Source organism: Lentzea flaviverrucosa, assembly GCF_003350445.1.
Classification (GTDB): domain Bacteria; phylum Actinomycetota; class Actinomycetes; order Mycobacteriales; family Pseudonocardiaceae; genus Lentzea; species Lentzea californiensis.
In genome coordinates, this window is record NZ_QQAU01000003.1 from 372950 (window position 1) to 399775 (window position 26826).

Here is a 26826-nt window from a genome sequence, read left to right on the forward strand (position 1 = left end):
CCCTTCAATGGCTCGGATAGAGAGCTGACGCTCTCCAGAATGATGCGGTACCGCATTGCGTCGAGATGTGTGCTCGATCGCGGGCCTACGTGCCCAGCGGTAGACGCCATGAAGGAAAAAGCGGATGAGGACTGAAAAATCCTCATCCGCTTGATCAACTTCGATGTCCGAGGACGAAGTCGCACACTATTCACCCACGTAGCCCTTCCTGGCCCTGAGTAGCCTCACCTGGCCCGTTCAGTACGTGAGACCCGTCCCGCCGATGGTTGTGCGGGACGGGTCTCACGTACTGCGGCTGAGGCCGACCTGCAGGTATCTGCAAAGGGGACGAGGGACAGCCTGCTCCAGATGTGTCCCGGCGCAGAAATGAGGTGTCTAGGGCGGGTAGGTGAGAGTCGTGTTGCTGGGAGGGTTGCTGAAGTACGTGAACCGGATACGTGACAGTGCGTCTCTATCGCGTCCAACAAGTGCGTACTGCAAGCGATCCTGACCGGAGACGCTGCGGTGGCCTACCACTCCACTCAGCTGTGGATGTGCGAGCCCAGGGGCCGTCCGAGTCGGCCTCGCTCAGGTCAGGAACCTGGCTGGGGAGCAGGTGACTTGCCAACTGTCACCCTTTTGCCTGCTTGCGACCGTGGCAACAGTCAACGAGCCTCCGTTGGTTGGCCGGCAACTGAGGAGGATGTCATCACCAGCATCGAGATCGCAGTCGGAAGGATTGGTCAGGCTCTCGTGAAGCAACTTGCATTAGGTTGGTTCAATGAGAAAAAGGCAGAAAATCGGCGAGGCCGCGATCTCTCAAGTCTAATTCGATCTAGATTTCCTCTTCCTCGCCGAGAGCGAGAGGTTTTAGAAACGCTATGGCAAGTAGAAGACGAGGTGGCGCGCAAACTTGCGCCGACCTGCGCCAGACTTTCACACGGCCTTCCTCAGAACGAGGTCATTGCATCGCTTGAAGCGGTCACGGATACCTTAGAAGAGGCAGACATTTCAGATGCGGCCCTTCTTGGTCAAGATCTTGATCCAATCCGTGTATATCACGAGATTCGGCGCGGTCAGCCTTTGGCTATCGAGCGGGCCGGCCTAAGTAGCCGATCCGCAGCCTTGTACGATGCCGCTCTGCGGAGGGCATGTATAGTGCTTGTGCATCTCGCAAGAGAGCTTCCCGAGTTCCAAGCTGTTTCGGCGGTTGAATCTTTGCGGCGACTCACCTCTATTTCTGTAAAGCTGGACGAGATTCTTGATCGTCTACCTTATCGGAAGAGTAGCAGTAACGTAGAGCAGTTCTCCGCCGACTATATGAACTACATTTCGTCATCGCTTGATCGGCTTGACCTGCTTGGGTTGTCGATGCGCCACCGGCCTAAGCTTGCGCTTAGTATGGCTTACCTGAGTTTGAGTGTCACCTCAATAGATTCTGTCTCGCGTAAGTATAGAGGTAGCGGTCGCGGTCGCTCGGATATCATTGAGGATTGGCTCATTTCTTCGATTCGTGAATCCGCTAGCGGGACAATGCAAGTGGAGACAGCGCTAGCGATGTCACCGCGCGTCCTTCTGCGTGGCGAAGCAGGATCAGGGAAGACCACTCTGCTTGACTGGTTGGCAGTAACTGCGGCGCAATCCGGGTTCAAAGACGAGCTACAGGCGTGGAACAGTCATACGCCGTTCCCAATACGTCTTCGAAGCTTTTCCGATGACCCCCTTCCGGAACCAGAAGAATTTATTCTGCACGCCGCCAAACTGCTCGCGGCTGAGCAGCCAGAAGGATGGGTTCGATCTCAGCTTCATTTGGGTAATGCTTTAGTGTTGGTCGATGGAGTTGACGAAGTTCCTCCGCCTAAGAGGCGTGCAGTACGAACGTGGCTCCAAAATCTCACTACCGCTTTTCCTAAAGCTAAGTTCATCGTTACTTCTCGGCCTGCCGCCGCCGATCGGAAATGGTTGGCCGAAGAAGGTTTTACCTCAGTTATGCTAGAGCAAATGGCGCCAGGCGAAGTCATTGTATTTCTGAATCGCTGGCACGATGCTGCAAAGCATGCTCGATCGCTACCGTGCTCCCCTTCAGATTTGCCTATTGCGGAAGAAAGATTGCGACGTCAATTGGCGGCGAGGCCGCATTTGCGAGTGCTGGCCACTAATCCATTACTTTGCGCAATGTTGTGCGCCTTGAATTTAGAGCGCACTTCTGAACTGCCGCGCAACCGAATTGACTTGTACCGCAAAGCGCTGGACATGCTTCTGCATATGCGAGATAGCGAGCGGGGAATTGCGAGCTTGCTTGACACCACTGAGAAGACTGCCATACTGCGGGATCTCGCCTGGCGGCTAACCACAGGAAACCGGGCGGAAATTTCGGCAGAAACAATGCTGAGATACATTGAACTTAAGTTGCCTGCAATGCCGAATGTAGACGTATCACCTGTCGACCTGGCGCAGCACTTATTGGCTAGAAGTGGTGTAATCCGCGAGCCAACGCCGGGACGAATGGACTTTGTTCACCGAACTTTCCAGGAGTTCCTGGCTGCTGAAGAGGCTACAGAGGATCATCAGATACATACGCTAGTTGACAACGCTCATCGTGATTCATGGTGGGAAACAATTGTGATGGCGTGTGGGCACGCGAAAAGGCCGCAACTAAGTGAGCTGTTATCTGAAATACTGGCAAGAGCGGAGCGCGAGTCGCGTTACGCTCGGCGACTGAGGCTGCTTGCTTCAGCTTGCTTGGAGACAATTACGGAAATCGATCCTAGGCTTCTCGGTAGAATCGAAGGAGAAATCAAAGAACATTTAGTACCTCCGCGAAGTGCGCGGGAAACGCGATCATTAGGGGCAATCGGCCAACGTCTCATTAGATACTTGCCTACTGATCTATCTGAACTCAGCGAAACGTCAGCTCAAGCTACTGTGCGAGCGGCATGGCAATCGGGAGGAAGTGATGTCCTGCGTCGGCTTGCGCTATACAGTACAGATCCGCGAGAGGGCGTGCAGCGTGAGCTAATTGACGCGTGGCAGTATTTCGATCCGCAATCTTATGCTGTTGAGGTCTTGTCTGATGCGCCGTTGATTAGGGGGTTTATCCATGTGCGACAACTGCGTCTTGTTCCATTCTTGAGTGAGCTTCAGCGATTGTCGCGTTCTAGTATTGATTCGGGCGAGGTGGTGGATAATGTAAATTTCTTGGAAGGCGTACCGCATTTATGGGCGGTCAGTGCACAGGTTTCCAAATCCTTGGACCTCAGGCCGCTTGCGGAACATTCTGAAGTTCGCCAGATCGGCTTCTACTCGGCTAGTGGATTTACGAGCACCCAGGCTTTAGGTAAGCTGACTGATCTTGACAGCGCCACTCTTTTTAGGAAGAAGTCGTCACCCTGGCGCAGTCTGAAGATCTTGGAGAATCTAACTCCGCTTCATAATCTAACGCTCGATTTTGTCCACCGTATTTCAGATTTCTCATTTCTTTCTTCTTTGGCGCACCTTACTAACCTCAGTCTGTATGAGTTGTCCCTGCCTAGGGGGTTTGGTGAGTTTGTGCATCTGGATCAGCTTCAGAATCTGTACGTTGGCTGGACGAAGTCCATTTCGCTAAGTGGAATCGCTGACGCGCTGCCGTCTTTGAAAGTTTTGAGCCTGGTAAGTGTCAGTCGGGTAGATTTGGAGCCGCTGACGAGACTAGGCAGTCTTACCGAGTTGAAAATCGCCAAGTGTGCTGAACCTTGGGATTTGAGCCCGCTTGCTGGATTGAAGATTAAGCTTCGGCTGGATAAGAGCTTTTCGCATGACGGAATAGAGAACTTGGGAGAGGGCATCGAAATAGAGGGTGTGGAGATGTAGTATGGGGAATGACCTGTAGTGGTTCACGTTGGACACGGTCAGCTCCGTTCAGTCGCAAGATCACGCGGTGCGCGGATCAGCTGGGATGTGGTGCAGCCCGCGAGCTCGGCGAGAGGCGCCAGCGCGGTAGGGGGAGCACGACGCGGGTTAGGTCTTGTCGCGACCAACGCGAAGTCTGCCGGGCCAGTTGCTTAGTCGGACACAGGTACGCGACCCGCTCGCCCGTCACTCGCCGACGAAAGTCGCCAATGAGTCCACCGACTAGCGTCTTGCCGGCACCAGTCGGCAACTCGATCGCGCCGTCGGCCGAGTTCTGTCCGGAGTGGTTCTTGTGCCAGTCAAGCAGGACTGTGCCTTGGTGGAACCACAGCGACTCGGGGCCCTAGCCGAGCACCTGGCACTGGACGTCTCCTAAGACTGCCTCGCAGCCGAGAACGCGGAGACGACGACCAGTGCGCGCGTGTCGGACGCCAACCGTGCGACCGCTGCGGTGTAGAACTTGCGTTTGCTAGATGAGCTGGAGGTTTGCTATGTCGCCACACGCTCGCCGCACAGGCCGCGGAGGCCGCACGGGGCGGCATCACAGCAAGTCGCCTAAGGGCTTGCGCTCGTATGACGTACCTCCGGCAAGCCCAGTGATGGTGACCCGACCAGGCGGCACGGTCGACGAGCTGCCGGCAGCAGCACCGGAGAAGCATCCACCGGGGCGGCTCACGAGACGGGGACCGTCAACGTCTGTAGTCGAGCCGGTGCCCATCGAGCAGGTTAAGTCAGACCGGCCGCCGTTCGTGCCCGCGAACCAGCGCGCTGGTGCAACTCGTGGCTGGACACGGAATGGAAACGACTCTCTGCCCCGCGGCACACGCTGAACTTTGGGTAGGCAGCGATGTGGACGCCAGATCGCTGTCTGACTACTTCCGAGTCTTCCTCGCCTAGAACGTGACCACAGATGCGAGTGCAGTACTGTGTTTGCACCCGAAGGAGGGTTGATGACGCAGGACGACCGAAGTGGCAGCATCTTCGAGACACGGGCGGAGCACCTCACCCGCGGGCAGCTTGAATCATGGACGGCGTTGTCAGCTCGTGAACGGAAAGTGGTAGCCAAACTAAAGGGAACGGGAGCGAAGCTCCTGACCGGCCCACGTGGGTCAGGTAAGTCGACCTTGATGAGGCTCGCGTACTTTCAGTTGCTCGAAAGTAAAGAAGCACTTCCGGTTTACGTCAACTATGCGAAGCATCTTGCAATTGAGCCGATATTCAAGATTAGGCCGGACGCTACAGATCTGTTTCGGCAGTGGGTAATTGCAAAAGTTGTGATTGGCCTTCGCGAGGTGGCGTCCGACGCTAATCTGGATCCTGCCGTAGCCGCAGGCGTACGTGATCTCCTGGAGGGGTCTCAGAATCTGATTGAGAACCTCGAAGTAGGCGTGGTCCCGGACAGCTTTGGTCGAGTATCGCCGACGCAGCTGATATCGCAGATCAACTCTTTTGTTTCTGAGGCGGGAAGAAAACGAGCGGTTCTTCTCTTCGATGATGCCGCGCATGCATTCTCGGCCCAGCAGCAGCGAGAATTTTTTGAAATCTTCCGTCAGTTGCGAACTCGAACCGTGGCGCCGAAGGCTGCGGTATATCCCGGAGTTACGAATTACTCCGCCAACATGCATGTCGGCCATGATGCCGAAGTTTTGGAGGCGTGGTACCGCGCTGACGACCCTGCATACCTTGAAACAATGCAAGAGGTTCTTACTCGCAGACTGCCTGCGCAGATGCGCGAGGAGTTTGACGGTGACCGTGCTGAGTTGCTGAATTACTTGGCGTTGGCATCTTTTGGTATGCCTCGTAGCTTCCTGGCGATGATTCAAGAAGTCTTGGAGTATGACGAGGACGAAGGCACGCATTCGCCGCCCACGCGTCGGAGTGCCGACTCCGCTATTGAAAAGAACGTCTCCATTGTGCGGACGGTATTCGAGAGCACAGGAGAGAAGATCCCCCGGTATCTGAATCTAATTACTGAGGGCCGTCGCCTTGAGGATGCTTTTCTTGGCGCGCTGCAGAAGTTTAATTCCCCTAAGGGTATCGGGCAGAAGATCGTTACTGTCGGTGTTCGTCGGCCGATCACGAAAGAGTTCGAGCAGGTTATCGACCTGATGGCGTACGCTGGAATCATCCGTACTCTTGATTCCCAGTCTCGCGGCGCTGGGTGGGTGTACGAGCGGTACGAGGTACACGCTGGATTTGTCATTTCGTCGAACGCGCTTGCTCTTGGGCGCAACCCTGCCGCGCGCGACATTGTGACGTCACTGCTTAAGCGACCTGCTGCGGGCCTCGTTCGTGGGCGACCGGAAACTTTCCTTGGTGACGGTTACAGGGCGCGTTGCACATTGAACCTTACGCCGTGCAATAACTGCGGTGCCGCACGGGTCAGTGAGGATGCCCAGTTCTGTATGAAGTGCGGAAAGCCGCTAAGCGACAAGTCGCTCTATCACGAGATATTGCAGCGGCCTCTGAGTGACCTTCCGATTCCAGAAAAGAAGAAGAGTGCCCTTGCGAAGACAGATTTGCGCTCTGTGCAAGACGTACTGCTAGACGTTGACTACAAAGAGCTTCTGCGTGGCCACTACATTGGCGCAGTCTGGGCGAAGAGGATTTACTCCGCTGCGGAGGAGTATGTCAGTGTCTAAAACTGGTGACGTACGTGCCTGCGCTGCTGGTCCGGGTGTAGTGCTAGATGTGCAAGCTGCTTGTCAGCCGCACAAACAGAACCCGCAGGCGCCGATCGACAACTACTACGAGGCTGCTGAAGCGATCACACTTGTTGGCCAGCTAGAATTACTTGAGCAGTCACCAGTCCTGGGGCGCCTTTTGCTTCTGGGGCATGTAAGTGCAGCCGAGACCTTCTTGCGGGCTATCCTCGTAGGGCTACTCAACGTTTGCCCTCTTTCGCGCGCACATGCTGGGACTCAGATGGTTCCCTTTGCGAGCCTCGGCTACTACGGTGAAGAAGAAGTGGCGTATGGACTTTTTGACGGCACAAGTTTGGCCGGAGCAGGTGAGGTCAAGAAGGCCGTGAAGAAGTTGACGGATATTGATGTTCAGACAAGTGGTGCTTGTAATGACGTGCTGAATAAGTTTGATCAGCTTTGTCATCTTAGGCATGCGGCCGTGCACGCGCATGGGAGTATTGGAACTGCGAACGCTACAGCTCTAGGTGTAGTCAGTAGTAGTGGGCGCCTGAGTCTGGAAATAAACCTGGCGAGACTTCACGAAGCGGCAATGATTTGTCGAAGCTTCGCTCAGGAGATCAATCAGGTTTTGTTTATCAGGACGTTCGAGCGCTGGAGAAATGCTGGACTGCTGACTCGTGATTACCCAGTTGATCAGGCCACCTTTTCAAAATTATACTCGTTGTTTCGAAGCAAGAAGGATTCTGAATCGAAGAGTCTGGCGCCGAGAGCTGCGTACGACGCTCTGTTCTCGTGATGTGCAGCAGCAGGGTTAGATTGCTTATTTCTGTGTGCGCTGGGCCGCGTCGGCTAGATGAGAGTGGCCGCTTCAGTGATGAGCTCCATCGACTGGTTTTCGTCGAGAGCTATCGTCCGGAGCGCGGAGAAGCGTTCCGCCGTCTGTTCGACCTGAGCGCGGGTTTCCATATACTCGGAACGTAGGAACGTTTCTGTGTAGACCACGTCGTTGTGCTGTCGGTGCGGAAAACTCAACCACGTGAAGGGGCAGCTCATCGCCGGGTAGCCGCCAGCCGAGTGCGCTACCACCCGAAGGCTCACCTCTGGCAGCTCGCTCACCTCCATGAGGTGAAGCAGTTGCGCCTTCAGCACGCGCCTTCCGCCTACTAGCTGTCGCAGCACCGCTTCAGGGAACACTGCTTCGACGGCAAGGGGATCGTCGCCGCCTGATCGGGTTGTCCATGTTTTCCTGACACGCAAGAGCTGTGCGGCCTTGGCTGGGTCGTTCCGCCTCGTGATTGCTGCGGTGTAGTCGGCGAGCTGGAAGATGGTCGGAACAGTGTCCGTGGTGAACGTCCGCAGTCGTGTCGCGTCAGCAATGAGAAGAGGGAAGTCGTCAGTCGGGTCGAAGATGGCCGCTAGTGGCTGCTGGAACATCCTCAGGTCGGCCGCGTGTTGCGCCTGCGACATCACGAACTGCCACTCAGGTGTAGGCACCCTGTAGACGTAGCCCAGGGCCATGACGTCAACGGTCGGCGAGGGTTGTATCGCGTTCTCCATCATGGACAACTTGGCGCTGCTGAAGCCGACGAGTCGGCCCGCTTCGACGAGGCTGAGGCCGCGTTCCTCTCGCCAGTCGGCCAGCTTTGGGCCGACGGCGCGTTCAAGCGCGGTGGCCTGGAAGTCCTTAGGCATGAAGGAGTCGACACCTCATGCCTTGGTATCGTCCTGAACGAGTTCGGCTACTGGGCGGACCTTGTGATTCGTAGCGCCGACGTACAGGCGTGCCTTGAGTGAGCCGTCTCGTGGTTGCGTCAGCCGGACTTGATCGACGAGGAAGACTCCGAGGATCATGAGAACCGTGAGGAGGGCAGCCATCGGTCAGTTTCTTGCCGTGGCGACCTCCGAGGAAACTGGCGGTCCCGCCGATCACGAGGACAGCGAGAATCACAAGCGTTGCGGCGAGACTGAGTCGCCTCGGGCCGAACTGAGCGTGCCGGTCGACGTTGCACCTGATCTCCTGGACGAGGTTGTGTTTCTGGTGCCGGCCGCTCTCCAACGCCCCGTTCAGTTGCGTCGCCACGGCCTTGATCGCGGCGGACTTTAGGGCAGGTCCATTGTCCTGGTTCATCACGGTGTTCGCTCTTGTGTCGGTGTCGGTGTGCTTCGCGTCTATAGCGGCGGAAAGGGTTCGTCGTCTTCGCCGGTCACGCGTTCGGCTCCGCTGGCTTCTTGGAGGCGCACGCACAGGCGGCTGAGCCAGGCTGTTGACTCGTCCTGGTCAAGGCTGATCTTGCCGAGTGCCTGGATGACCGACTCGTAGCTGTCCGTCGCAGACTTCTCTTCGACGAAGAGGCTGGAGTTCTCGGTCGTGGCCCAGATCAGCGGCTGATACTTGGGGAACTTGAGCTGTGTGAATGGACCAGCGATGCCGGCATGCGCACCGGCTGCAGCCGGCACGATCAGGACCTTGATCCTCTTCCAGTTGGCCATGAGCATGAGGTGGCACAGCTGGGTGACGTGCACTTCGTGTCCGCCGACTTGAAGCACGAGCGCAAACTCGTGGATGTAGAAGGTGCAGTCGACGCCGTTGCGGAGCAGTTCCTGCAACTCCTGTAGCGCGCGCAACCGTTCGTCCACTTCGGTCGCCGGCACCGTTGCCGAGGCAGTCAACCAGACGCGGGCGTGGTCAGTCGTCTGGAGGAGATCTGGGATTGCATGCGGATGCCAGCTGACCAGGGACTCGGCCGCGGCGAGGTGGGTCCGGGCGGTGCGCGGTCGGATCGGCATGTGCTTGCCGTGCGGTTGCCACCAGCCATCCAGCTCTCTGTCGGGAAAGAGGTCGAGCAGGCGTTCGCGCTCGGGCTCGGGGACTCGGCAGGCGCCGAGCACCAGCACGACGTCCTGAAAGGTGATCCCACCTTTGCCGTTCACCATGTCTGAGACTTTGGCTTCCTGCCAGCCCAGCACGTCGGCAAGCTCTCGGCCGGTCATCCCCGACTGTGCGATTGCTGCTCGTATGCCTTCGCCGAACGCTCGGCCGCGCACGGTTGAGTACCTAAGAGGCATGTCCGGATTCCTCGTTCTGGAGCGAAAGCTTGGCGAGATACGCGGCACCGGGGCGCTCGTGGGTCTGGAAGCCTGTGCGGTCTCGCCGTGGTTGGTGGGTGCCTTGTCGAGCGCGTTCTCGTTGAGCTGGTTCTCACGTCGACGTGACAGCAACTCGGACCGCTGTTCGTTGGTGAACGACAACCACTTTTCGGCAAGTGCTTCGGGTGTTAGGTCGTCCATCCGAGCGCCCGGTTAGTGGCTGGGCCTCTGGTGACGGCGGCGTGCGGCTGCTCGCTGCCACCAGTCGAGGTGGTCGCCGATGATCCATGTCCATGTCGCCGCTGCCACGAGGCTGAGGGCGATCGTGATTGCGATCAACGGCGCTCCCTTCCCGGAAGGTGTGCGTTTGGGGTGTCCGGTGATGTGTCTGAGGCGGACGCGGAGTCCTCACGCCACCGGACGGTCTGACGGGTGTTGAGTGGGCGTGTCAGACTGAAATCAAGATTTCATCAGCGCTCGGTCAGCGGAACGGCCTGTGGGCGACCGGGGGACGTCCTGATGCGACCTGGCGAGTTGGGAGGGGCGATGCGGACGTTTCGCACCGTGCTTGAGCAGCGGATTTGGGAACGCCGGCTGACGCTGGAGGAGTTTGTCGAGGAAGCCGAGCTGTACGCGCGGGAGCACAGGGAGCCGGGCACGCTTGGGCTTCGGCACCTTCAGCGGCTCGTTGCTGGACGTCGGTCTGCTGACGAGCCTCTGGGCCAGGTGAAAGCGAGTACCGCACGGCTGCTGGAGAACATGTTCGGGTCGACGGTCGAGGTGTTGCTGTCTCCGCCGATGGAGGGCAGCTCTGGGGGAAGCTCAGTCGGCATATCGGCTCATCCGGGCCTGGCGGGGGCGTTCGAGTGGCTGGACGGCGCGGCTGGCTGGCTGTCAGGTTCTTCCGCGGCGAAGGTGAGTGCTGGGCTGAAGCTCGCTGACGTCGGAGTGCTCCAGGGACAGCGGGCACTGCGTGGTCGAATCAGCCGGCGGCAGATCGCGGACGCGGTGAGGCGGTACTACCGAGTCAACGACACGTTCGGGGTTCGAGGCCTGGGCTTGGACGTGGAGACTAGCGTGTTCACGCGGTCCGAATGGGGCGGCCTTGGGCTGCCGCTCGATGCTGACAATGAGCGGCTGACCCTCGTGCAGGGAGATGCGGCGGCACCCGTTTTGAGCGCGGGTTGCGCAGAGGCGGCTGTTCAGCGGCTCGTGATGGCCGCGGCTCTTGACGTGCGGTTTGCGAACCTGCCGCTGTACCGGTTGGCGGAGATCGACGTCAGTGCACGCGGCATTGGTGGGGCTGTCGACGTGGGGAGCTTTGTCGAGTACGCGCTGACAATGGACCTGCTCGAAGCGGAGTTGACGGACGCGGTGGTGAGCGGCTCTAGGGCTCTGAACCCGTTGCGGGACAAGTACTTGCCGGACATGGATGCTGTGCTCGATGTTGCCGGGCGCGTGTGTGCGGGTGGGGTTCTGTCGCTCGTGGCGATTGCGCGGCCAGCGGACCCGTTCCGCGGCGCTGCGGACTACGCGTTGATCGTCCAGACACGGTCAGACCAGGTGGTGAACGCTGCTGGGAAGCTCGCTGTCATCCCGAAAGGCTTCCACCAGCCGCTCACCGATCCTCGGGCTGATGTCCGGATCGGTGCCACGCTCCGGCGAGAGCTGGAAGAAGAGTTGTTCGGGCGCGGCGATGTGGACGTGACTGCGGGTGCCTCGCGGGTGGCCTCGCCGATGCATCCTGGGCGTTGGTCTGCGCCGATGCGGTGGTTGGAGGACGAAGCCGGCCGGATGCGGACGGAGTGCACCGGGTTCGGGCTCAATCTCGTGAGCGGAAACTATGAGTTCGCGACGCTCGTCGTGATCGAGGACGAGGGGTTCTGGCCACTATTCGGCGGGCAGCTTGAGGCGAACTGGGAGGCGTCCGGCCTGACGTTGTATTCCAGCCTGGACGGCGAACTCATCACGGACCTGGTGAAGAAGGAGGCTTGGAGCAACGAAGGGTTGTTCGCGTTGCTCCAAGGGCTCCGGCGGTTGCGTGAGGTCGGTAGCTCGCGGGTGAAGCTGCCGAGCTTTGAGGTGTCAGGTCTGTGACGGCCAGCGGACGGTCATGACGACGGAGTCCGCGAGGGCTTCCCAGGAGTGGTCGACGCCCGGTCCCCACATGATGTAGTCGCCTTGACGGCTCATGGTCTTGCTGCCGTCGGTGGTGTCTACTCGGAAGTTGCCTTCTACCAACAGGACCAGGGTCGTGCGCTGGTCGTCTGCGGTCCAATCTGGACGCTTGTCGCCGGCGGGGTGGGTTCCCCACTTCACTTCGACGTCCTTTTGGGAGCGGACGCCGATCGACGGGTCGATGAAGTGTCCGACCAGCCAGCCGCGGGTCTCCGTGCTGTCGTCCGCGGCGTTGCCGGCTTGCCAGTTGGCGGTCACCTGATCTCCCATTCGATCTCTGGCAGGTCTACGCGGCTGCCGCCGATCTCGCGGAGGCGGCGTAGGCCCTGCAGAAGGGCGAAGAGCCCTTCGTTGCTCCAAGCTACATCGTTCACGAGTTCGTCCAGGAGCTCCGCGTCGCGGCTGGAGTACTGGTGCAGACGGGTCGCTTCCCAGTTGGCTTGGACGTCTCCGCCGTAGCGCGTCCAGAACTCCTCGTCCTCGATGACGATGAGGCTGGCGAACTCGAAGTTGCCGCTCACGAGGTTGAGGCCGAAGCCTGTGCACTCCATGCGAAGGCGGCCAGGTTCGGCCAGTAGCCAGCGCATCGGCTCGGAGAGCCGGCTTGGGTGCATCGGGTCAGCATGGCGCTGTTCGCCGACGGTGTTGTCCACGTCGTCGCGGCCGAACAGTTCCTCCTCCATCTCGCGACGGAGGGTCGCACCAACCTGTGTGTCGGCGCGGAAGTCCGTTAGCGGCTGGTGGAAGCCCTTGGGGATCACGGCCAGGCGGCGGGCCGCGTTGATCACATGGCCTGATCGTTCCTGGACGAGCAGGAGGTAGTCCGGCTCGCTGCGGACCCAGTCGTCGGGGCGGGCGATGGCCGTGAGCGCGAGGGCTCCGCCTGCGCACATTCGGTCGCCGACGTTGAGCGCGGCCGTCAGGTTCGGCATGTAGGTGTCGCGGAGGGGGAGTGAGCCTCGGCTCGTCGGCTTGTCGGTTGTGAGTGCGTCAACCAGCTCGCCCTCGAGCAGGTCCATCGTCACTACGTACCCCACGAAGTCCGTCACGCCCACGGTGCCCGCGAGCTGGTGTTTGCGCATGTCCACGTCGAGCAAGCGGAACAGTGGCATGTTCACCATGCGGTGTCCCAGGGCCAGCGTTTCGGCCAGCCGTTGCGCGGCGCGGTCTGCGCTTGCCTCGTCCATCGTGATGTTGTCGGCTGGGGTTACGCTGGCGAGCTTCAGCTTGTCGTGCTTGGGGAACAGCGGGCAGTCGAGGTCCAGCCAGTCCGGGTGCGTCAGCACGGTCGTGGAGGCTGCGGTGTTCGTGCCGAACGTCGCTGAGTAGCGGCCGTGGCCGGTGGTCGAGGTGCCGTAGTAGTCCGCGAGTGCACTGGCGGTGTCTCGTTGGTTCACGCGACCGCGGAGTACTCCGCGGTCCTGAAGTGCGTGCAGATCGAGGGCTGCCAGGCGTGCGGCTACTTCGCGGCGGGCTGTGCCGGGGTCCCAGCCTGCGTGGGTGTCGAGCCAGTTCAGAGCGGCGACGATCGTCGCGTCTTCGCTGAGGCGGAGTTCGGCGTCTGCGGACGCCCCGTCCGGGAGTTCCAGCGGGCCGCCGTTGACCAGCTCGTGGAAGCGGTTGACCGCGTCAGCTGGCGCGGCCGTCAGGGCCTTGTCGAGTTCGCGCTGGAGTCCGGAGCGCGGTTTGGTGTCCGGCTTCTGGTGCCAGGAGGCCACTGTGCGAACGCCGATGCCTAGATGTTCGGCGAACGCTTCGTGGGTCATGCGCAGTGCTGCTTGGAGGCAGCGCGCTGATTGGCCGGTCCACTCGTCGTTCACGCTCATGCTCGCGCTACCCCCGGAGCGCAGAACCTGCATTGAACTTGCATTGGACATGCATGGGTTCGGGCGCCGATTCACGCTGGAATTGGTGCATGGAAATCAAAGCGCTCAACCAGCAGAAACGCACCGCGCTACCGGTTCTCGCGGACTTGCTTCGCTACCGACGCGAGGTCCGACTTCAGGTCGTCGAGGCGTTCGGTGATGTCGATCAGGCGCTGTTCGACACTGTCCAAACGCGACCAAAGCGAGTCGCCGGGGTCGGTGATCGGCTCGTCTCGCTCGGGTGGGCGGCGGCCGTGCAGCACCGCGTCGAGGTGCATCGGATGCCAGCCCATGGCTGTGGACAAGGACTCCAGCGTCCGCGGCCCCCGCCGGCGCTCCACTGTGTTGTGTTGGATCTCGCGGACGATCGCCTGGGAGACGTTCGAGCGTTCTGCTAGCTCGCGTTGACGCCAGCCGAGCTCGTTCACGCGCTCGTTGATGGCTCTGGCGACTGCCGCCCAATCCTCCGACACGTAATTCCTCCGCGTTCCGCCTCGGCGCTGATATTAGCCGCCTTGCGCTGTTTGGAGACGTGACACGGCGCATTTCGCGCTGTGCGGGATCAAGTGCGCCCTCGTGCGCGCTGAAATCAATCAATTAGAGCTGAAATCGTCAGCTCACTCTTTGAAGGGCCTATTCCTATGCGTACTTCTTTGTCTTCTGTTCACACCATCCGCGAGACCGCTTGGGTGCTCGGTATCAGCCAGGGACTCGTGTTTCGGGCGATCCGGCTCGGGCTGTTGACGGCTGAGCGCCAGTACGGCCGTCTCGTCGTCTCCGGAAGCTCGCTTCGGCGAGTGCTCTCGGAGCCGGGGGGGGGGGGGGGGGGGGGTGGGGGGGGGGGGGGGGGGGGGGGGGGGGGGGGGGGGGGGCCCGCCCCCGGGGGGGGGGGGGGGGGGGGGGGGGGGGGGGGGGGGGGGGGGGGCTTCGTGACTGATCTGCGGCTGGTCGGCATTGCCTGGTTGCTGGACCACTTGCGATGGGTGCCGATCGATGAGTTGACCGACGTCGTCGAGAGCGACGGGCTGTGCATGTGGGCGTTCACGGGCGAACCGCCGTGGGCGGACGAGGAATTGACCGATCGGGAGCTGGCTGAGCGGCAGTGCTCCGGGTGTCCCGTGCGGGACGAGTGCTTGGAACTGGAGTTGCGCACTGCTGGCGCTGAGACGGTCGTGTGTGGGGTGCGCAGCCGGAGGACGAGCGGCGCGAGGTGCACCGGCACTGGCTTCAGCGCGGTGAACGGGCCGAGAGGGGGCCGCGTTCATGAACGCCATCAGCGTCACGCCCACTCAGGTGCTGGCCGCGGTCGGTGTCCTCTTGGTTCTGGTGTTGGTCTGGCGGGCTGGTTCTCGTCGGGCGAAGGCTGCGGCGAACGCGGCGCGGACGAGCGTTCGGCTGATGTCGCTCGGTGGGCGTGTGGTCGTGAACGCCGTGCTGATCGTGATCGTTCAGTGGGTGGTCGTGACGCACGGCGGGAGCGGCTGGCTGTTGTTCGCGGTGCTTGGGGTGCCGGCGTTGCTCGCGTCGTACACGCTGACGAAGGCGCTCACGGTGACCACGTACGAGCCTCGCGGCCGTGGTGGTGATCGGAAGTGAGTGAGCCGATCGAGCGGGTTGCTGTGCAGGTGGACCGGTTGTGCTGGACCGGGATTCTGCTGGGGCTCGCGTTCACGATGACCAACGTTCAGCAGTTCGCGGCGGCTGGTGCGGCGGTGTGGTCGCTGGCCTGGTCCGCGGCGTGGCTGTTGGACCCGATGGTGTCGCTGGTGCTGCTGGCGATCCTCCGTGCCGAGCAGGTGACTGCTCGGCACGGGGTGCGGCTTGGTGGATGGGTGCGGGCTGCGAAGTGGTTCACGCTCGGGGCTACGTACGTCATGAACACCTGGAGTGCGTTCGTGGCCGGGTCTGCGGCGCTTGTGGTGTTGCACTCGGTGCCGCCGCTCGTTGTGTTCGTTGCTGCGGAGGCCGTGACGGAGCTGCGGGACAAGCTTGGGACCGCTGCTGGTGCCACGGTGGAGGCCGTGGCATCCGCTCCGCGGACGTCGTTCGCGGAGTACTTGGCGGTGGCTCGCAAGGCTCGGAAGTCGAGCGCCAAGGTCTCGCCGGCTTGGGTCCGTGAGGTCACAGGTTGTTCGCGCGGGTTGTCGTCGAAGCTGGCGGCCGCGCTGAACGGGGACCAGCGATGAGCGGCGAATTGGTGCCTGCCGAGCAGGTCTTCGAAGGTGAGCTGGTCGACGAGCGTGCGGCGCTCGTGCGGCGGGTCGAGACCACCTGGCGCTACTCGCGTGTGGTGCCTCCGGCGCTGAAGTCTCGCGAGGCGTTGAAGCTCGCCGCGAAGGATGCGCTCGCTTGGGTGCTTCGGGCTCCGCTCCGGTGTGTGAGTGCGGTCGGTCGTGGCCTGGTGGTTGCGGCGCGTGGCTGGCGGAACTGGGTTCGGGTGCGGGACTACCGCGACGCTGCCGAGCAGTCGGAGAAGCTGGCGGACAAGTTCGTTGAGATCCGCGCGTTGACGTTGTTCCGGTGGAAGGTCACCGGGACCGTGCTGCTCGCTGGTGGTGCGGTGATCACTGTGGCCTGGGTGCTCTACGGCGACTTGGTGTTGTGGAGTGTTGGAGGCGTCGGCGCGGCCGTGCTGGCGATCGTCGGGCGGGCGAAGGACGGCTCACCAGGACGGAAGTCCGTGCTCGCCGGACCACGCACGTTGACGTGGACGATGGACTCTCAGGTGCTGGTCGACGCGTTCCGGGACGCCAAGCTGATCGGGAAGGACGAGTCGCTGCGGTTGGTCGACCGCGCGTCTCGGCAGGGTGCTGGTTGGGCGATCACGGTGGATCTGCCTGCCACGCGTAAGGCGGCCGACGTCGTGAAGCATCGCGAGGACCTGGCGTCGGCGCTGGCAGTGGACGAAATCCAGCTGAGTGTCGAGCGTGTGCGCGGCAACGGCGGCCACGCCGGTCGTGTGGCGATGTGGGTGGCAGATGAGGACCCGTACGCCTCACCGCCGATCGGAACGCCGTTGCTCGCGGTCGAGCGGTGGGACGCGTGGCGGCCGGTGCCCTTCGGAACCAACGCTCGCGGCCGGCGGATCGACCTGCCGTTGGTGTGGACGTCTGTGTTGATCGGCGCGATTCCCAGGCAGGGCAAGACGATGGCCGAACGGTTGGCTGCGGCGGGGCTCATCCTCGATCCGTATGCGCGGCTGTACGTCGCCGACTTCAAGAATGGGAAGGACTGGCAGGCGGCGGAGCAAGTTGCACACCGGTTCATGGCCGGTGACGACAGCGAGCACGTGTTGGCGTTCCTGGACTGGCTCGTTGAGTTGGTCGCGGACGTTCAGCGGCGGTATCGGCGGATGCAGGACTTGGACGACGTGACGTGTCCTGAGTCGAAGGTGACTCCGGCGATGTCGCGTGATCCGTCGCTGGACATGCCGATCACGGCGTTGATCGTCGACGAGGTCCACATTGCACTGGAGGATCGCACTCCTGTTGTGGTGCAAGGGAAGAAGCTCACGGCAGGGGAGCAGATCGGCGAGCTGCTGACGTGGCTCGCAAAGAAGGCTCCGGCGGCCGGCCTGGTCCTGGTGCTCGCTACACAGCGGCCGGACAGCAACACGATTCCGTCGAAGTTGCGGGCGGTGCTCGGGTCACGATTCGCGTTGCGGGTCATGGACTGGCGGGACAGCAACATCGTGCTCGGAGAGCAGATGAACACCCGCGGGTACGACAGCAGTCGGTTGCTCCCGTCGCACAAGGGCGTCGGCATCCTGCGGCCGGACGGAGAGACGCAAGCCGGGGCCGATGTGCTCGCGCTGACCGTGCGGACGTTCTACATGCCCAACGAGGACTGGCGGGCGATCTGCGAACGAGGTCGTGCGCTCCGCGAGGCCGAAGGCACGTTGACCGGGCAGGCCGCTGGTCAGGAGACGCCGTTGGTCCATCGCGCTGAGGCCGCGCGGGAGATCAGTGGAGCGAGTCTTGACGAGATCGAGCTGCCGGAGCCGTTGGCTGCGGTCGTGGACTACCTCGGGGACGGGCTGGACGAGCGGGAGTTCGTGCCCACGGCCGAGCTGGTGGAGGCGCTGAACGTCGAGCCCACGACGTTCGGGAAGGACATGGGCGACCTTGGCTGCCGGCCCACAAGGCAGTACGTCCAGGAGGAAGAGGGCACGCGGCGGGTCCGTGGCTACCTAACGGCGAACATCCGAGCGGCGATCGTTGAAATCGGCTCGTCTGGCCTGCCGGGAGTGGACCAGCTATGACCGGCGACGATGCGGAACGCCGAGAGCTGAAGGTCAACCTTCCGGTGGAGCTACCTGTTCTCACCAGGCGAGTAAGCCGCATACTGCTAGACATCCTGTTCGAGCTGAGCGAGGCGGAGGCCCTGAACGGGCCCCCGGGAGGGAGGTGCGATGACTGTTGAAATCAGCCGGGACCCGTGGGCAACCCTCGATGACCTGTGGGGCATCGAGGTCAGCGAAGTCGTGGACGACGGCATCGGTCCGGTAGCGGGCTACGGCCGGTGCTCGACTGAGGACAACCAGGACCCTGAGACGTCGCGCGGCTGGCAGTTCGGCAACGCGGACAAGTTCGTCGGGCCGTTGGGTGGTCGGATCGTTGAGGAGTTCTTCGACATCGGCAAGTCGCGGTCCGTGCCGTGGGAACGGCGTGACGAGGCTTCGCGGTTGCTGGCAGCGCTGAAGAACCCGCACCGTGGTTGGAACGCCGTTGTGGTGGGGGAGGGGACGAGGTGCTGGTTCGGTAACCAGTTCTCGTTGATAGCTCCTCGGTTCGAGGCATACGGCGTTGACCTGTGGGTGCCGGAGTTGGGCGGGAAGTACAACCCACGTAACCCGTCGCACAAGATGCTGATGAGCGTGCTCGGTGGCATGAGCGAGTCCGAGCGCCAGCACGTGCAGGCTCGTGTTCGGGCCGCGATGGACACCCAGGTGCTCAACGAAGGACGGCACCAGGGCGGCCGAGCGCCGTACGGGTACGTCACGGTGGACGGCGGCCTGCATCCGAATCCGCGCAAATCGGCGGAGGGGTACCGGTTGCGAGTGCTCGTGATCGACGACGAGTCCGCGTGGGTAGTGCAGCGGATCTTCGCCGAGTACCTGAGCGGCAAGGGCGACCGGGCAATTGCCAACGGCCTCAACCACGATCGGATTCAGTGTCCGTCCGCGCGACGTCCGGATCAGAACAGGCATCGGCCCGCGGATGGCTGGCAAGGCAGCACGGTGCGGGCGATCCTGGAGAACCCCCGCTACACCGGCTATGCGTTCTTCGGCCGTTCCACGAAGTACGAGACGCTGCTCGATCCTGACGACGTATCAGCCGGTCACGTGGTGCGGTTCCGGAAGGCCAGTCCGGATCGAGTGGTCCGGTCGCGTAATCCGGCGCATCCGAAGATTGTGGAGATCGAGGACTTCACGACCGCTCAGCTTCTGCGGAAGTCGAAGGGCAGCCTGCGGACCGCACGGAAGACAGAGCGGTCCGGACGAGCAGTGAAACACCGCTACCTGTTCCGCGGTCGGATCCGGTGTGACATCTGCGGGCGGAAGATGGAGGGCAGCCCGCGTAAGAAGGCGATGTATTACCGGTGTCCGGCGCGCACCTTGACTCCGGGATCTCCTGTGCTCGCGTCACATCCTGGCGCGGTCTATTTGAGGGAGGACGCTCTTCAGGATGCGGTGAATGGCTGGCTGGGGAACGTCTTCGACCGGAAGAACCGCGACCGGACCGTTGCCGCGTTGATAGATTCGCAAGAGCCGGTCATCCAGATCGGTCGCGATGCCGCGAAGAAGAGGCTCGCTGAGGCGGAAGCCAAGCTGACCAGGTTTCAGAACGCGATCATGGCCGGTGTGGACCCTGCTGCGCTGGTCGAGGCGATCAACGAGGCGCAGGCCGAGAGGCTTGCGTCACGAGCAGCCCTGGACAACGTTCCAGCACCAGTTGAGGTGGATGTAGCCGAGATCTACGCGGCGATCGACTTGATAGGAGACGTCAGCGCGGCACTGAGAGGCAGCGCGCCGACGAGGTTGGAAGAGCTGTACGAAGCGATAGACCTGCAAGTTCGGTACAAGCAAAACCCCCACGAAGCTGATGTCTCCATCAACCCCGTGGGGGTGAATAACGCTCGTGTCCGAGGGGGGACTTGAACCCCCACCCCCTTTCGGGGACTAGCACCTCAAGCTAGCGCGTCTGCCATTCCGCCACCCGGACGTATTCAGTTGAGCCCCGGCTCGCGCCGTGGTGTGTGCATAGGTTACATGATCGTCAGCGCGCACCAAAATCGGGGGGACCGGGGTGTGTCTGTGCTGGTGGCGGGCTGCGGGTTAGGGTCGTTGTGTGGTTGAGGTTACTGGGTGGTTGCTTGACTCCGACCCTGCGTTGCGGTGGCAGGTCGAGCGGGATCTGGTGGGGGCGCGTGAGGCTGTGTGGCGTGCCACTCGGGCTCGGGTTGGTCGTGAGGGCTTTGGGGCTCGGTTGGTCGGGCTTCAGGGTGCCGATGGGATGTGGGGTGGTGGGGCCTTCTTTCCCGCTGGGTTCGACGGGAAGGAGGAGGGGCAGCCCTGGACGGCCACTACCTGGTCGTTGACCTCGTTGCGGGAGTGGGGGCTTGACGCGGCGGTGCTTGAGGGGACCGTTGAGCTGCTTGCGGCTGGGTGTCGGTGGGAGTACGAAGGGCTGCCCTATTGGGGTGGTGAGGTGGACTGCTGCATCAACTCCTGGACCTTGGCCAACGGGGTGTGGCTTGGGGCGCCGGTTGAGGGGATTGCTGAGTGGTTCGTCGAGCATCAGCTCGAGGATGGTGGGTGGAACTGCGAGTGGGTTGAGGGGTCCGTTCGGTCTTCGTTCCACTCGACGCTCAACTCGTTGAAAGGGTTGCTGGCTCACGAGGTTGCCACTGGCGGGACTGTGGGGACTCGGGCTGCTCGGGTGCGTGGGGGCGAGTACCTGTTGGAGCGGGCGCTCTATAAGCGGTTGTCGACCGGGGTTGCTGTGGGGGAGTGGGCCTTTGAGTTCCGGTCGCCGTTTCGGTGGGGGTACAGCGTGCTCAACGCGTTGGACTACTTCCGGGCCGCCGGGGTGAAGGATCCTCGGATGGCTGAGGCTGTTGAGGTGGTTCGGGCTGCTCGGCAGGCGGATGGGACCTGGTTGCAGGGTGGGCGGCATCCTGGGCGCGTGTGGTTCGAGATCGATGTTGAGAAGGGGGTGCCGTCCAAGTGGCTCACCTTTTACGCGATGAGGGTTCTTCGGTGGTGGGAGAGTTAGATCCAGCCCTTTGCCCTGGCGAAGCGGGCTGCTTCGTGGCGGTTCGAGGCGCCGGTTTTGCCCACTGCTGAGGAGAGGTAGTTGCGGACCGTGCCTGGGGAGAGGGAGGCGCGGCGGGCTATTTCCTCGATGGGGGCGCCTTCCAGTGCTAGTTCCAGGACGTCTGCTTCTCGTGGGGTCAGGGGGCTGTCGCCTGCGCTGATGGCCTCGGCGGCCAGGGCCGGGTCCACGTAGCGGCCTCCTGTGTGGACGGTTCTGACCACTGTGGCCAGGACGTCCGAGGAGACGGTTTTGGGCAGGAAGCCTCGTACTCCTGCTGCCAGTGCGCGTTTCAGGTGGCCTGGGCGGCCGTGGCTGGTGACGATCATGGTGGAGCACGTCGGCAGCTCGAGGGCCAGGGACTGGGCTACCGCCACGCCGTCGAGGTCTGGCATTTGCAGGTCGATCACTGCCACGTCCGGGCGGACCACTCGGGCGGTGGCTATGGCTTCGGCGCCGGTGGCTGCTTGGGCTACTACCTCGAGGTCGTCTTCCAGTGACAACAAGGCTGCCATGGCGCCTCGGATCAGGTGTTCGTCGTCGGCCAGGAGGATGCGGATCACGGGAGCTCCACGGTGAGGACGAAGCGGTTGGGGGCTTCCGGGGTCGCTGTCACGGAGCCGCCGAGGGCCGCTACGCGTTCGTGCAGGCCTGTCAGGCCGCTGCCGAAGCGGAACGGGTCCGGCGGGACGCCGTCGTTCGTCATCGTGAGGACCTTGCCGCGCAACGTGATCGTGCACGTCTTGGCCTCGCTGTGGCGCAGGACGTTGGTCACGCCCTCGCGGACCGCCCAGCCCAGGGCGCCGGCCGGTTCGCCGTCGAACGTCACGTCGCCTATCACCCGGCAGTCGATGCCCGCGGAGGCCAGGAGTGAGCGGGCGCCCGCGAGTTCCACCGAGAGGTCGGCTGTGCGGTAGCCGCTGACCACGGCGCGGAGTTCGTCCAGGGAGTCCTGGGCGATCTGGCGGACCTCGAGCATCTCGTCCACCGCCGACGAGGAACGGCCGCGGCGGGCCAGTTGGGCTGCCAGGTCGGCCTTCAGGGCCACGGCGGAGAGGTTGCGGCCCACCACGTCGTGCAGGTCGCGGGCGAAGCGGAGGCGTTCCTCGGCCACGGCCAGGTTCGCGCGGACCTCGCGGGAGCGGTCTAGCTCCCAGACGATCGCGAGCATCCAGAGGGTCGAGCGGAACGCGGCCACCAGGAACTGCAGCATGAGGGTGATGAACAGGGCGTGGCCCGGCGGTGCGGTGAGCAGCATCCAGACGCCGCCCGCCGCGGCCGCCAGCACGACGTAGCGCGGGCGGAGCACGGCGGACAGGGTCGTGATCGCCAGGACCAGGAAGATCACCGAGATGCCGTCGCCCGGGCTGTCGGACTTGCCGGGCAACGGATCCGGGTACGTCAGGGCGCCGGCGGCCAGCACCGCGCAGGTGGCGACCAGGAAGGTCGTCAGCAGGGTGCGCGGGAACGGCCCCCGGCCGAGGTGGTGCTCGATGCCGAGGTGGACCAGGCGGCAGCTCAGGGCCACGTAGATCAGCACCACCGCGGTGAGCACGACCAGGGCGGCGGCGCTGATCTCCGAGGCGAGGCTGGTGAGCAGCAGCGGTGGTAGGAACACGTAACTGAGGTAGAACGTGTAGCGGACGAACAGGTCGAACCGCGCCGCGCTGCCACGCGACCGCCACCAGCCGAGCAAGTTCACCTCCGCGGATCCCACCTGAACCACCGCTGCACAGCGTAGGTCCCCAGGACGATCCACACCGCCAGGACGATCAACGGCTTCAGCACGGGGCCGTCGGCCCACCCGGCGCGCAGCAGTTCGAGCACCGGCGTCAGCGGCAGGTACTCCAGCACCGAGGCGAGCACCTCGGGCAGCACCGAGAGCGGGAAAATCAGGCCGGAGCCCACCATGCACGCCATCAGCACCGGCAACGACGTCACCTGCGCCATCTCCACGGTCCGGGTGAACGCCGAGGACGCCGCCGCGAGCAGCACGAACACCGCGATGCCGCCGAGCACGCCGAGCAGCAGGAACCACGGCCGCGTCGGCAGCGACACGCCGGTGATCACCCCGACGACCACGGTGTAGAGCACCATCTGGCCCAAGGCCACCACGACGGACGGCAGGGCGGCGCCGGCCAGGATCTCCGGATCGGTCAGCTCGCCGACGCGCAGCCGCTTGAGCACCAGCTCCTCACGCCGCGCGACGAACGTGGTCACGAGGTTGTAGTACACCGCCATCAGCAGCGCGAACCCGATCAGCCCGACGACCAGCGGCACGCCGTCGGCGTCCACCGAGTACAGCACCGGCGCCAGCAGCAACGGCAGCAGCAACGAGTTGAACAGCGCCGTTCGGTTGCGCCAGAACAACTTCAGCTCGGCCTGTCCCACAGCCACGGCCCTCATGCCGCCTCCTCCGCGATCGCCAGGAACGCCTCTTCGAGCGACGCCGACCGGGCGTCCAATCCGGACAGTTCGACGTTGTTGTGCTGAGCCCACACCAGGAGCTCGTGCAGGGTGGACTGCAGTTCGTTGGTCCGCACGGTCACGCGCCCCGACGACTCCACGTCGGCGACGACGGGCAGCGCGATCCCCGGCGGCGGCACGAACGAGATGCGCGACGGGTAGGCGTCCACCACCTCGGACACCGTTCCCTGCGCCACGATCCGGCCGCGGTGCATGATCGCCAGCCGGTCGGCCAGCGCCTGCGCCTCCTCCAGGTAGTGCGTGGTCAGCAGCACGGTCACGCCCTCGCGCAAGAGGGCGCGGATGAGCTCCCACGTGTTGCGCCGGCTCTCCGGGTCGAGTCCGGTCGTCGGCTCGTCGAGGAACAACACCTCCGGCTTGCCCAGCAACGCCAGGGCCAGGTCCAGCCGCCGCCGCTCACCGCCGGACAGCTGCTTCACCCGCACCGCCGCCCGATGGGCCAGGTCGACGAGGGACAACGCCTCGTCGACGGGCCGCGGCGACGTCAGCGTTCCCGCCCACATCCGGGCCGCCTCGCTCACGGTCAGGTCGGGCGGGAAGCCGCCTTCCTGCAGCATCACACCCATCCGCGGCCGGACCAGCTTGCGTTCCGCGAACGGGTCGTGGCCCAGCACGCGCACGGACCCCTCGGCCGGGCGTGAGAGCCCTTCCACCACCTCTACCGTCGAGGTCTTCCCGGCACCGTTCGTGCCGAGCAGAGCGAACATCTCGCCTCGCTCCACATCAAACGACACGCCCCGTACAGCTTCGAAACCCCCGCTGTACCGGCGAGTCAGCCCCCGCACCTCGATCGCTGTCATGCCTTGACGATCTCCGGAGAAACGGTGTGTCGGCAGTGCGGCCACACACCAGTTCCCCATGACAGATGTCATGACGCACGGACGCGCGGACTTGCCGTGATCAGATCAAGGACGTAATCTTACGACTGTGCCAAAACGCGCCGATCCCGCCGAACGGCGTCAGCAGGTGGTCGCCGCCCTCTACCGGGTGGTCGACGCCGAGGGGCTGGACGCGGCGAGCCTGCCCAGGATCGCCAGGGAACTGGGTGCCACCACGGGCCTGCTGCAGAAGTACTTCCGCAGCAAGGACGAGCTGTTGCTGTTCGCGCAGGACCAGCTCACCGAGGAGCTCACGGCGAGCGTGACGACAGTTCTGGAGCAGGAGGGGAGTCACGAGGAACGGCTGCACAAGGCGTTGTGTGCCATCGCGCTCGTGGACGATGCGCCGCGCGCACGTGTGTGGCTTGCGTTCGCTGCTCGTGCGGCTGCGAATCCTGTGCTGCTCCAACGGCACGTGGAGGGCGCACGTGTGATCAGGGATCTGTGCCGGCACGTGCTGGAAGCGGCGGGTGTGGACGGCGGGGAGGCCGTCGGGCTCGCGGCACTGGTCGACGGGGTGACGGCGCAACGGGCGCTGGAGCCGGAAGTGATGACAGGGGAGGTGGCGGCGCGCGTGATCGGCCGTCAGCTCGAACGACTGTGGGGGAGAACATGACACTGGGACTGGTGGCGGCGCTGGCGGGGCTGGCGCTGCTCGACTCGACGAGTATCGGGACGCTGTTCATCCCGATCTGGCTGATGCTCACGCCGGGGCGGCTGAAGGTGAGCAGGTTCGCCGTCTACCTCGGCACGATCACGGTCTTCTACTTCGTGGTCGGCGTTCTGATCGTGCTGGGGGCGTCGCAGGTGGTCGGCCACCTCGACGGGCCGGTCGCGCTGTGGATCCAGCTGGTGATCGGCGTCTTCCTGTTCGTGATCAGCTTCCGGTTCGACGGCAAGAAGAAGCCGGACACCGGCAAGTGGCAGAACCGGATCAACGCCAACGGGTCTGCGGCCGCGCTGGCGGGAGTCGCGGTGCTGGCGGGCGTGGTCGAACTCGCGACGATGCTGCCGTACCTCGGTGCGATCGGAATGATGAGCACCGCGGACCTCGACGCGGGGCAGATCGGGCTGCTGCTCGCCGGGTACTGCCTGGTCATGATCCTGCCGGCCCTCCTCCTGCTCGGCGCCAGGCTGGCCGTGCGGGAGAGGGTCGAGCCGTTCCTCACGAGGATCAGCACGTGGTTCGCGGAGAAGGGGGCGAGCACGACGGGCTGGATCCTCGGCATCGCCGGATTCCTGGTCGCCCGCGATGCTGTCGCCAAGCTGTTCTTCGTGTGAACCGGTTGGCCCGGTTGGCTGAACGACCCGGTTCCGTTTTCCTCCTACACTCGCCAGGATGACTGGGCTGGACGATCCGCGCAGATCGGTCCCGCGGGAGCTGGCGCCGTTGCTCCGAATGGAAGTCGCGCCCGTTTCGGTGAGCATTTTCGAGGCGATCGAGAAATCGATTCCGGAATACAGCACGTTCCGGGACAACGTGGTCGACGGAATCCGGCAGGCGTTGGTGAAGTTCGTCGACCGCATCGCCGCGCCGGATTCCGAACCCGATCCGCACGACGACATCCATCGCAAGCTCGGCGCGTGGGAGTTCAAGTCCGGGCGCAGCCTCGACAGCCTGCAGGCCGCCTACCGGATCGGCGCGAGGGTGGCGTGGCGGCACGTCTGCGGGTTCGCCGAACGGCGCGAGCTGTCGCTGCGGCTCATGTCGGTGCTGGGTGAGGCGATGTTCGCCCACGTCGACGAGCTGGTGAGCCTGTCGGTCGAGGGGTACGCGGCCGCGCAGGCGAGTGCGGCCGGCACGCTGGAACGCAAGCGGCGCAAGCTGATGGAGCTGCTCGTCGCCGACTCCGCCGGCAACTGGCAGGCGGTGCTGGACGCGGCGCGGGCGGCGGCCTGGCCGATGCCGGACCGGCTGGTGGCGGTGGCGCTCGAGCCGTCCGCCGCGCCCGCCGACGACCTGCCGGCCGACGTGCTGGTCAACTTCGAGGACACCACGCCGTACCTGCTGGTGCCGAACCCCGCCGCGGTGACGCGGTGGCTCCGCGGGGCACTGCCGGGATGGCGGGCGGCGGTCGGCCTGCCCGTGATTCCCCAGGACGCGCCCAGGTCACTGGCCTGTGCACGCCGGGTCCTCGCCCTGTCCAGGGAGGACGTGCTGCCGGACCGGCCGGTCCTCGACTGCGCCGACCACATCGTCGAACTGACCGTGCTGGCGGACGAGTTCCTGGCCCGCCAGCTCGCCGAACGGGCGCTGGCGCCGCTCGCGCCGCTGACCGACCTGCAACGCACCAAGCTCGCCGAGACGCTGCTGGTGTGGCTGTCGGCGCGGGGCGGAGCGCCCGAGGTCGCCGCCCGGCTGAAGGTGCACCCGCAGACCGTGCGTTACCGCGTCAACCAGTTGGACGAACTGTTCGGCGACCGAATGCACGACGCCGAGGAGCGGTTCAACCTCGAACTGGCACTGCGGGCGCACTATTTGTTGCTGCGCGACTGACAA

General features: G+C 63.4%; 23 protein-coding genes and 1 tRNA gene. 13 read left to right on the forward strand and 11 right to left on the reverse strand.

Annotated elements, in window-relative coordinates; all coding sequences use genetic code 11:
- Window positions 1–600: 600 nt before the first annotated feature.
- Window positions 601–3831, forward strand: a complete 3231-nt coding sequence (locus tag DFR72_RS11620; protein WP_170176232.1) for an NACHT domain-containing protein — start codon at window positions 601–603, stop codon at window positions 3829–3831.
- A 76-nt stretch (window positions 3832–3907) separates the two neighbouring features.
- On the opposite strand, the gene DFR72_RS47875 is transcribed toward DFR72_RS11620, so the two are convergent.
- Complete coding sequence (locus DFR72_RS47875) at window positions 3908–4201, reverse strand: DEAD/DEAH box helicase family protein (RefSeq protein WP_114773660.1); 294 nt, start codon at window positions 4199–4201, stop codon at window positions 3908–3910.
- A 619-nt stretch (window positions 4202–4820) separates the two neighbouring features.
- Between DFR72_RS47875 and DFR72_RS44950 the strand changes: the two genes are divergently transcribed.
- Entirely contained in the window at window positions 4821–6512 is a 1692-nt protein-coding gene (locus DFR72_RS44950) for a hypothetical protein (protein WP_143086567.1), read from the forward strand.
- Window positions 6505–7311 carry a hypothetical protein gene (locus DFR72_RS44955; protein ID WP_143086566.1) on the forward strand — a complete coding sequence of 269 codons (807 nt, stop codon included), beginning with the start codon at window positions 6505–6507 and terminating at the stop codon, window positions 7309–7311. Before DFR72_RS44950 ends, DFR72_RS44955 begins: the two co-directional genes overlap by 8 nt.
- Window positions 7312–7364: 53 nt before the next feature.
- Here DFR72_RS44955 and DFR72_RS11635 read toward each other — a convergent pair whose 3' ends face one another.
- Window positions 7365–8207, reverse strand: coding sequence for a helix-turn-helix domain-containing protein (locus DFR72_RS11635; protein ID WP_090062712.1), 843 nt, complete (start codon window positions 8205–8207; stop codon window positions 7365–7367).
- A 166-nt stretch (window positions 8208–8373) separates the two neighbouring features.
- On the opposite strand from DFR72_RS11635, the gene DFR72_RS44960 reads away from it, so the two are divergent.
- Window positions 8374–8619, forward strand: a complete 246-nt coding sequence (locus tag DFR72_RS44960) for a hypothetical protein (RefSeq protein WP_143086565.1) — start codon at window positions 8374–8376, stop codon at window positions 8617–8619.
- Window positions 8620–8684: 65 nt separating this feature from the next.
- On the opposite strand, the gene DFR72_RS11640 is transcribed toward DFR72_RS44960, so the two are convergent.
- Complete coding sequence (locus DFR72_RS11640) at window positions 8685–9803, reverse strand: helix-turn-helix domain-containing protein (RefSeq protein WP_143086564.1); 1119 nt, start codon at window positions 9801–9803, stop codon at window positions 8685–8687.
- Between the two features lie 345 nt (window positions 9804–10148).
- Here DFR72_RS11640 and DFR72_RS11645 point away from each other — a divergent pair, with 345 nt between their 5' ends.
- The gene (locus DFR72_RS11645) at window positions 10149–11699 is read left to right on the forward strand and encodes a hypothetical protein (RefSeq protein WP_090062709.1); all 1551 of its coding nucleotides are present in this window, start codon (window positions 10149–10151) and stop codon (window positions 11697–11699) included.
- Here DFR72_RS11645 and DFR72_RS11650 read toward each other — a convergent pair.
- The 3 genes from DFR72_RS11650 to DFR72_RS11660 form a co-directional block, all read right to left on the reverse strand.
- A complete protein-coding gene (locus tag DFR72_RS11650) occupies window positions 11688–12038 on the reverse strand; it encodes a signal peptidase I (RefSeq protein ID WP_245982818.1) in 351 nt (116 codons plus the stop codon). The two genes, DFR72_RS11645 and DFR72_RS11650, sit on opposite strands and share 12 nt — an antisense overlap.
- Window positions 12035–13606, reverse strand: a complete 1572-nt coding sequence (locus DFR72_RS11655; protein ID WP_090062706.1) for a helix-turn-helix domain-containing protein — start codon at window positions 13604–13606, stop codon at window positions 12035–12037. Before DFR72_RS11655 ends, DFR72_RS11650 begins: the two co-directional genes overlap by 4 nt.
- Window positions 13607–13734: 128 nt before the next feature.
- Window positions 13735–14118 carry a helix-turn-helix domain-containing protein gene (locus DFR72_RS11660; RefSeq protein WP_090062704.1) on the reverse strand — a complete coding sequence of 128 codons (384 nt, stop codon included), beginning with the start codon at window positions 14116–14118 and terminating at the stop codon, window positions 13735–13737.
- A 790-nt stretch (window positions 14119–14908) separates the two neighbouring features.
- On the opposite strand from DFR72_RS11660, the gene DFR72_RS11675 reads away from it, so the two are divergent.
- The 4 genes from DFR72_RS11675 (at window position 14909) to DFR72_RS11690 (ending at window position 19805) form a co-directional block, all read left to right on the forward strand.
- Window positions 14909–15241: a hypothetical protein gene (locus DFR72_RS11675; protein WP_090062701.1), complete on the forward strand. Its 333-nt coding sequence runs from the start codon at window positions 14909–14911 to the stop codon at window positions 15239–15241.
- Window positions 15238–15831: a hypothetical protein gene (locus tag DFR72_RS11680; RefSeq protein ID WP_245982820.1), complete on the forward strand. Its 594-nt coding sequence runs from the start codon at window positions 15238–15240 to the stop codon at window positions 15829–15831. The genes DFR72_RS11675 and DFR72_RS11680 overlap by 4 nt, the downstream gene beginning before the upstream one ends.
- Window positions 15828–17906 carry a cell division protein FtsK gene (locus DFR72_RS11685; protein WP_090062700.1) on the forward strand — a complete coding sequence of 693 codons (2079 nt, stop codon included), beginning with the start codon at window positions 15828–15830 and terminating at the stop codon, window positions 17904–17906. The genes DFR72_RS11680 and DFR72_RS11685 overlap by 4 nt, the downstream gene beginning before the upstream one ends.
- A gap of 150 nt (window positions 17907–18056) precedes the next feature.
- Window positions 18057–19805, forward strand: a complete 1749-nt coding sequence (locus DFR72_RS11690; RefSeq protein ID WP_090062698.1) for a recombinase family protein — start codon at window positions 18057–18059, stop codon at window positions 19803–19805.
- Here DFR72_RS11690 and DFR72_RS11695 read toward each other — a convergent pair.
- Window positions 19787–19869 (reverse strand) — tRNA-Leu (locus DFR72_RS11695). The genes DFR72_RS11690 and DFR72_RS11695 overlap by 19 nt on opposite strands.
- Before the next feature lie 372 nt (window positions 19870–20241).
- On the opposite strand from DFR72_RS11695, the gene DFR72_RS11700 reads away from it, so the two are divergent.
- Window positions 20242–20922, forward strand: a complete 681-nt coding sequence (locus DFR72_RS11700) for a squalene cyclase (RefSeq protein ID WP_342768643.1) — start codon at window positions 20242–20244, stop codon at window positions 20920–20922.
- Here DFR72_RS11700 and DFR72_RS11705 read toward each other — a convergent pair.
- The 4 genes from DFR72_RS11705 to DFR72_RS11720 are packed head-to-tail and all read right to left on the reverse strand — an operon-like array spanning window position 20919 to window position 24308.
- Complete coding sequence (locus tag DFR72_RS11705; protein WP_030475129.1) at window positions 20919–21524, reverse strand: response regulator transcription factor; 606 nt, start codon at window positions 21522–21524, stop codon at window positions 20919–20921. The genes DFR72_RS11700 and DFR72_RS11705 overlap by 4 nt on opposite strands.
- Window positions 21521–22678 (reverse strand): sensor histidine kinase, encoded by a 1158-nt coding sequence (locus DFR72_RS11710; protein WP_114773661.1) that lies wholly within the window; start codon window positions 22676–22678, stop codon window positions 21521–21523. The genes DFR72_RS11705 and DFR72_RS11710 overlap by 4 nt, the downstream gene beginning before the upstream one ends.
- On the reverse strand, window positions 22660–23367 hold the full coding sequence (locus DFR72_RS11715; protein WP_090062693.1) for an ABC transporter permease: 708 nt from the start codon (window positions 23365–23367) through the stop codon (window positions 22660–22662). The genes DFR72_RS11710 and DFR72_RS11715 overlap by 19 nt, the downstream gene beginning before the upstream one ends.
- Window positions 23364–24308 (reverse strand): ABC transporter ATP-binding protein, encoded by a 945-nt coding sequence (locus DFR72_RS11720; protein ID WP_342768644.1) that lies wholly within the window; start codon window positions 24306–24308, stop codon window positions 23364–23366. The genes DFR72_RS11715 and DFR72_RS11720 overlap by 4 nt, the downstream gene beginning before the upstream one ends.
- Window positions 24309–24375: 67 nt before the next feature.
- On the opposite strand from DFR72_RS11720, the gene DFR72_RS11725 reads away from it, so the two are divergent.
- Genes DFR72_RS11725 through DFR72_RS11735 form a run of 3 tightly spaced genes read left to right on the forward strand, consistent with a single transcriptional unit; the run spans window position 24376 to window position 26823 of the window.
- Window positions 24376–24942 (forward strand): TetR/AcrR family transcriptional regulator, encoded by a 567-nt coding sequence (locus DFR72_RS11725; RefSeq protein ID WP_090062689.1) that lies wholly within the window; start codon window positions 24376–24378, stop codon window positions 24940–24942.
- Window positions 24939–25607 (forward strand): GAP family protein, encoded by a 669-nt coding sequence (locus DFR72_RS11730; protein WP_090062688.1) that lies wholly within the window; start codon window positions 24939–24941, stop codon window positions 25605–25607. Before DFR72_RS11725 ends, DFR72_RS11730 begins: the two co-directional genes overlap by 4 nt.
- Before the next feature lie 58 nt (window positions 25608–25665).
- On the forward strand, window positions 25666–26823 hold the full coding sequence (locus tag DFR72_RS11735) for a PucR family transcriptional regulator (protein ID WP_090062686.1): 1158 nt from the start codon (window positions 25666–25668) through the stop codon (window positions 26821–26823).
- The last annotated feature ends 3 nt before the right edge of the window (window positions 26824–26826 follow it).

What these genes read in the sequence shown, in the direction of transcription:
- DFR72_RS11720 (WP_342768644.1), bottom strand. Translation starts at nt 24,308, where the DNA reads ATGGGGAACTGGTGTGTGGCCGCACTGCCGACACACCGTTTCTCCGGA.
- DFR72_RS11715 (WP_090062693.1), bottom strand. Translation starts at nt 23,367, where the DNA reads ATGAGGGCCGTGGCTGTGGGACAGGCCGAGCTGAAGTTGTTCTGGCGC.
- DFR72_RS11730 (WP_090062688.1), top strand. Translation starts at nt 24,939, where the DNA reads ATGACACTGGGACTGGTGGCGGCGCTGGCGGGGCTGGCGCTGCTCGAC.
- DFR72_RS11675 (WP_090062701.1), top strand. Translation starts at nt 14,909, where the DNA reads ATGAACGCCATCAGCGTCACGCCCACTCAGGTGCTGGCCGCGGTCGGT.
- DFR72_RS11645 (WP_090062709.1), top strand. Translation starts at nt 10,149, where the DNA reads ATGCGGACGTTTCGCACCGTGCTTGAGCAGCGGATTTGGGAACGCCGG.
- DFR72_RS11655 (WP_090062706.1), bottom strand. Translation starts at nt 13,606, where the DNA reads ATGAGCGTGAACGACGAGTGGACCGGCCAATCAGCGCGCTGCCTCCAA.
- DFR72_RS11690 (WP_090062698.1), top strand. Translation starts at nt 18,057, where the DNA reads ATGACTGTTGAAATCAGCCGGGACCCGTGGGCAACCCTCGATGACCTG.
- DFR72_RS11735 (WP_090062686.1), top strand. Translation starts at nt 25,666, where the DNA reads ATGACTGGGCTGGACGATCCGCGCAGATCGGTCCCGCGGGAGCTGGCG.
- DFR72_RS11640 (WP_143086564.1), bottom strand. Translation starts at nt 9,803, where the DNA reads ATGGACGACCTAACACCCGAAGCACTTGCCGAAAAGTGGTTGTCGTTC.
- DFR72_RS11635 (WP_090062712.1), bottom strand. Translation starts at nt 8,207, where the DNA reads ATGCCTAAGGACTTCCAGGCCACCGCGCTTGAACGCGCCGTCGGCCCA.
- DFR72_RS11685 (WP_090062700.1), top strand. Translation starts at nt 15,828, where the DNA reads ATGAGCGGCGAATTGGTGCCTGCCGAGCAGGTCTTCGAAGGTGAGCTG.
- DFR72_RS44950 (WP_143086567.1), top strand. Translation starts at nt 4,821, where the DNA reads ATGACGCAGGACGACCGAAGTGGCAGCATCTTCGAGACACGGGCGGAG.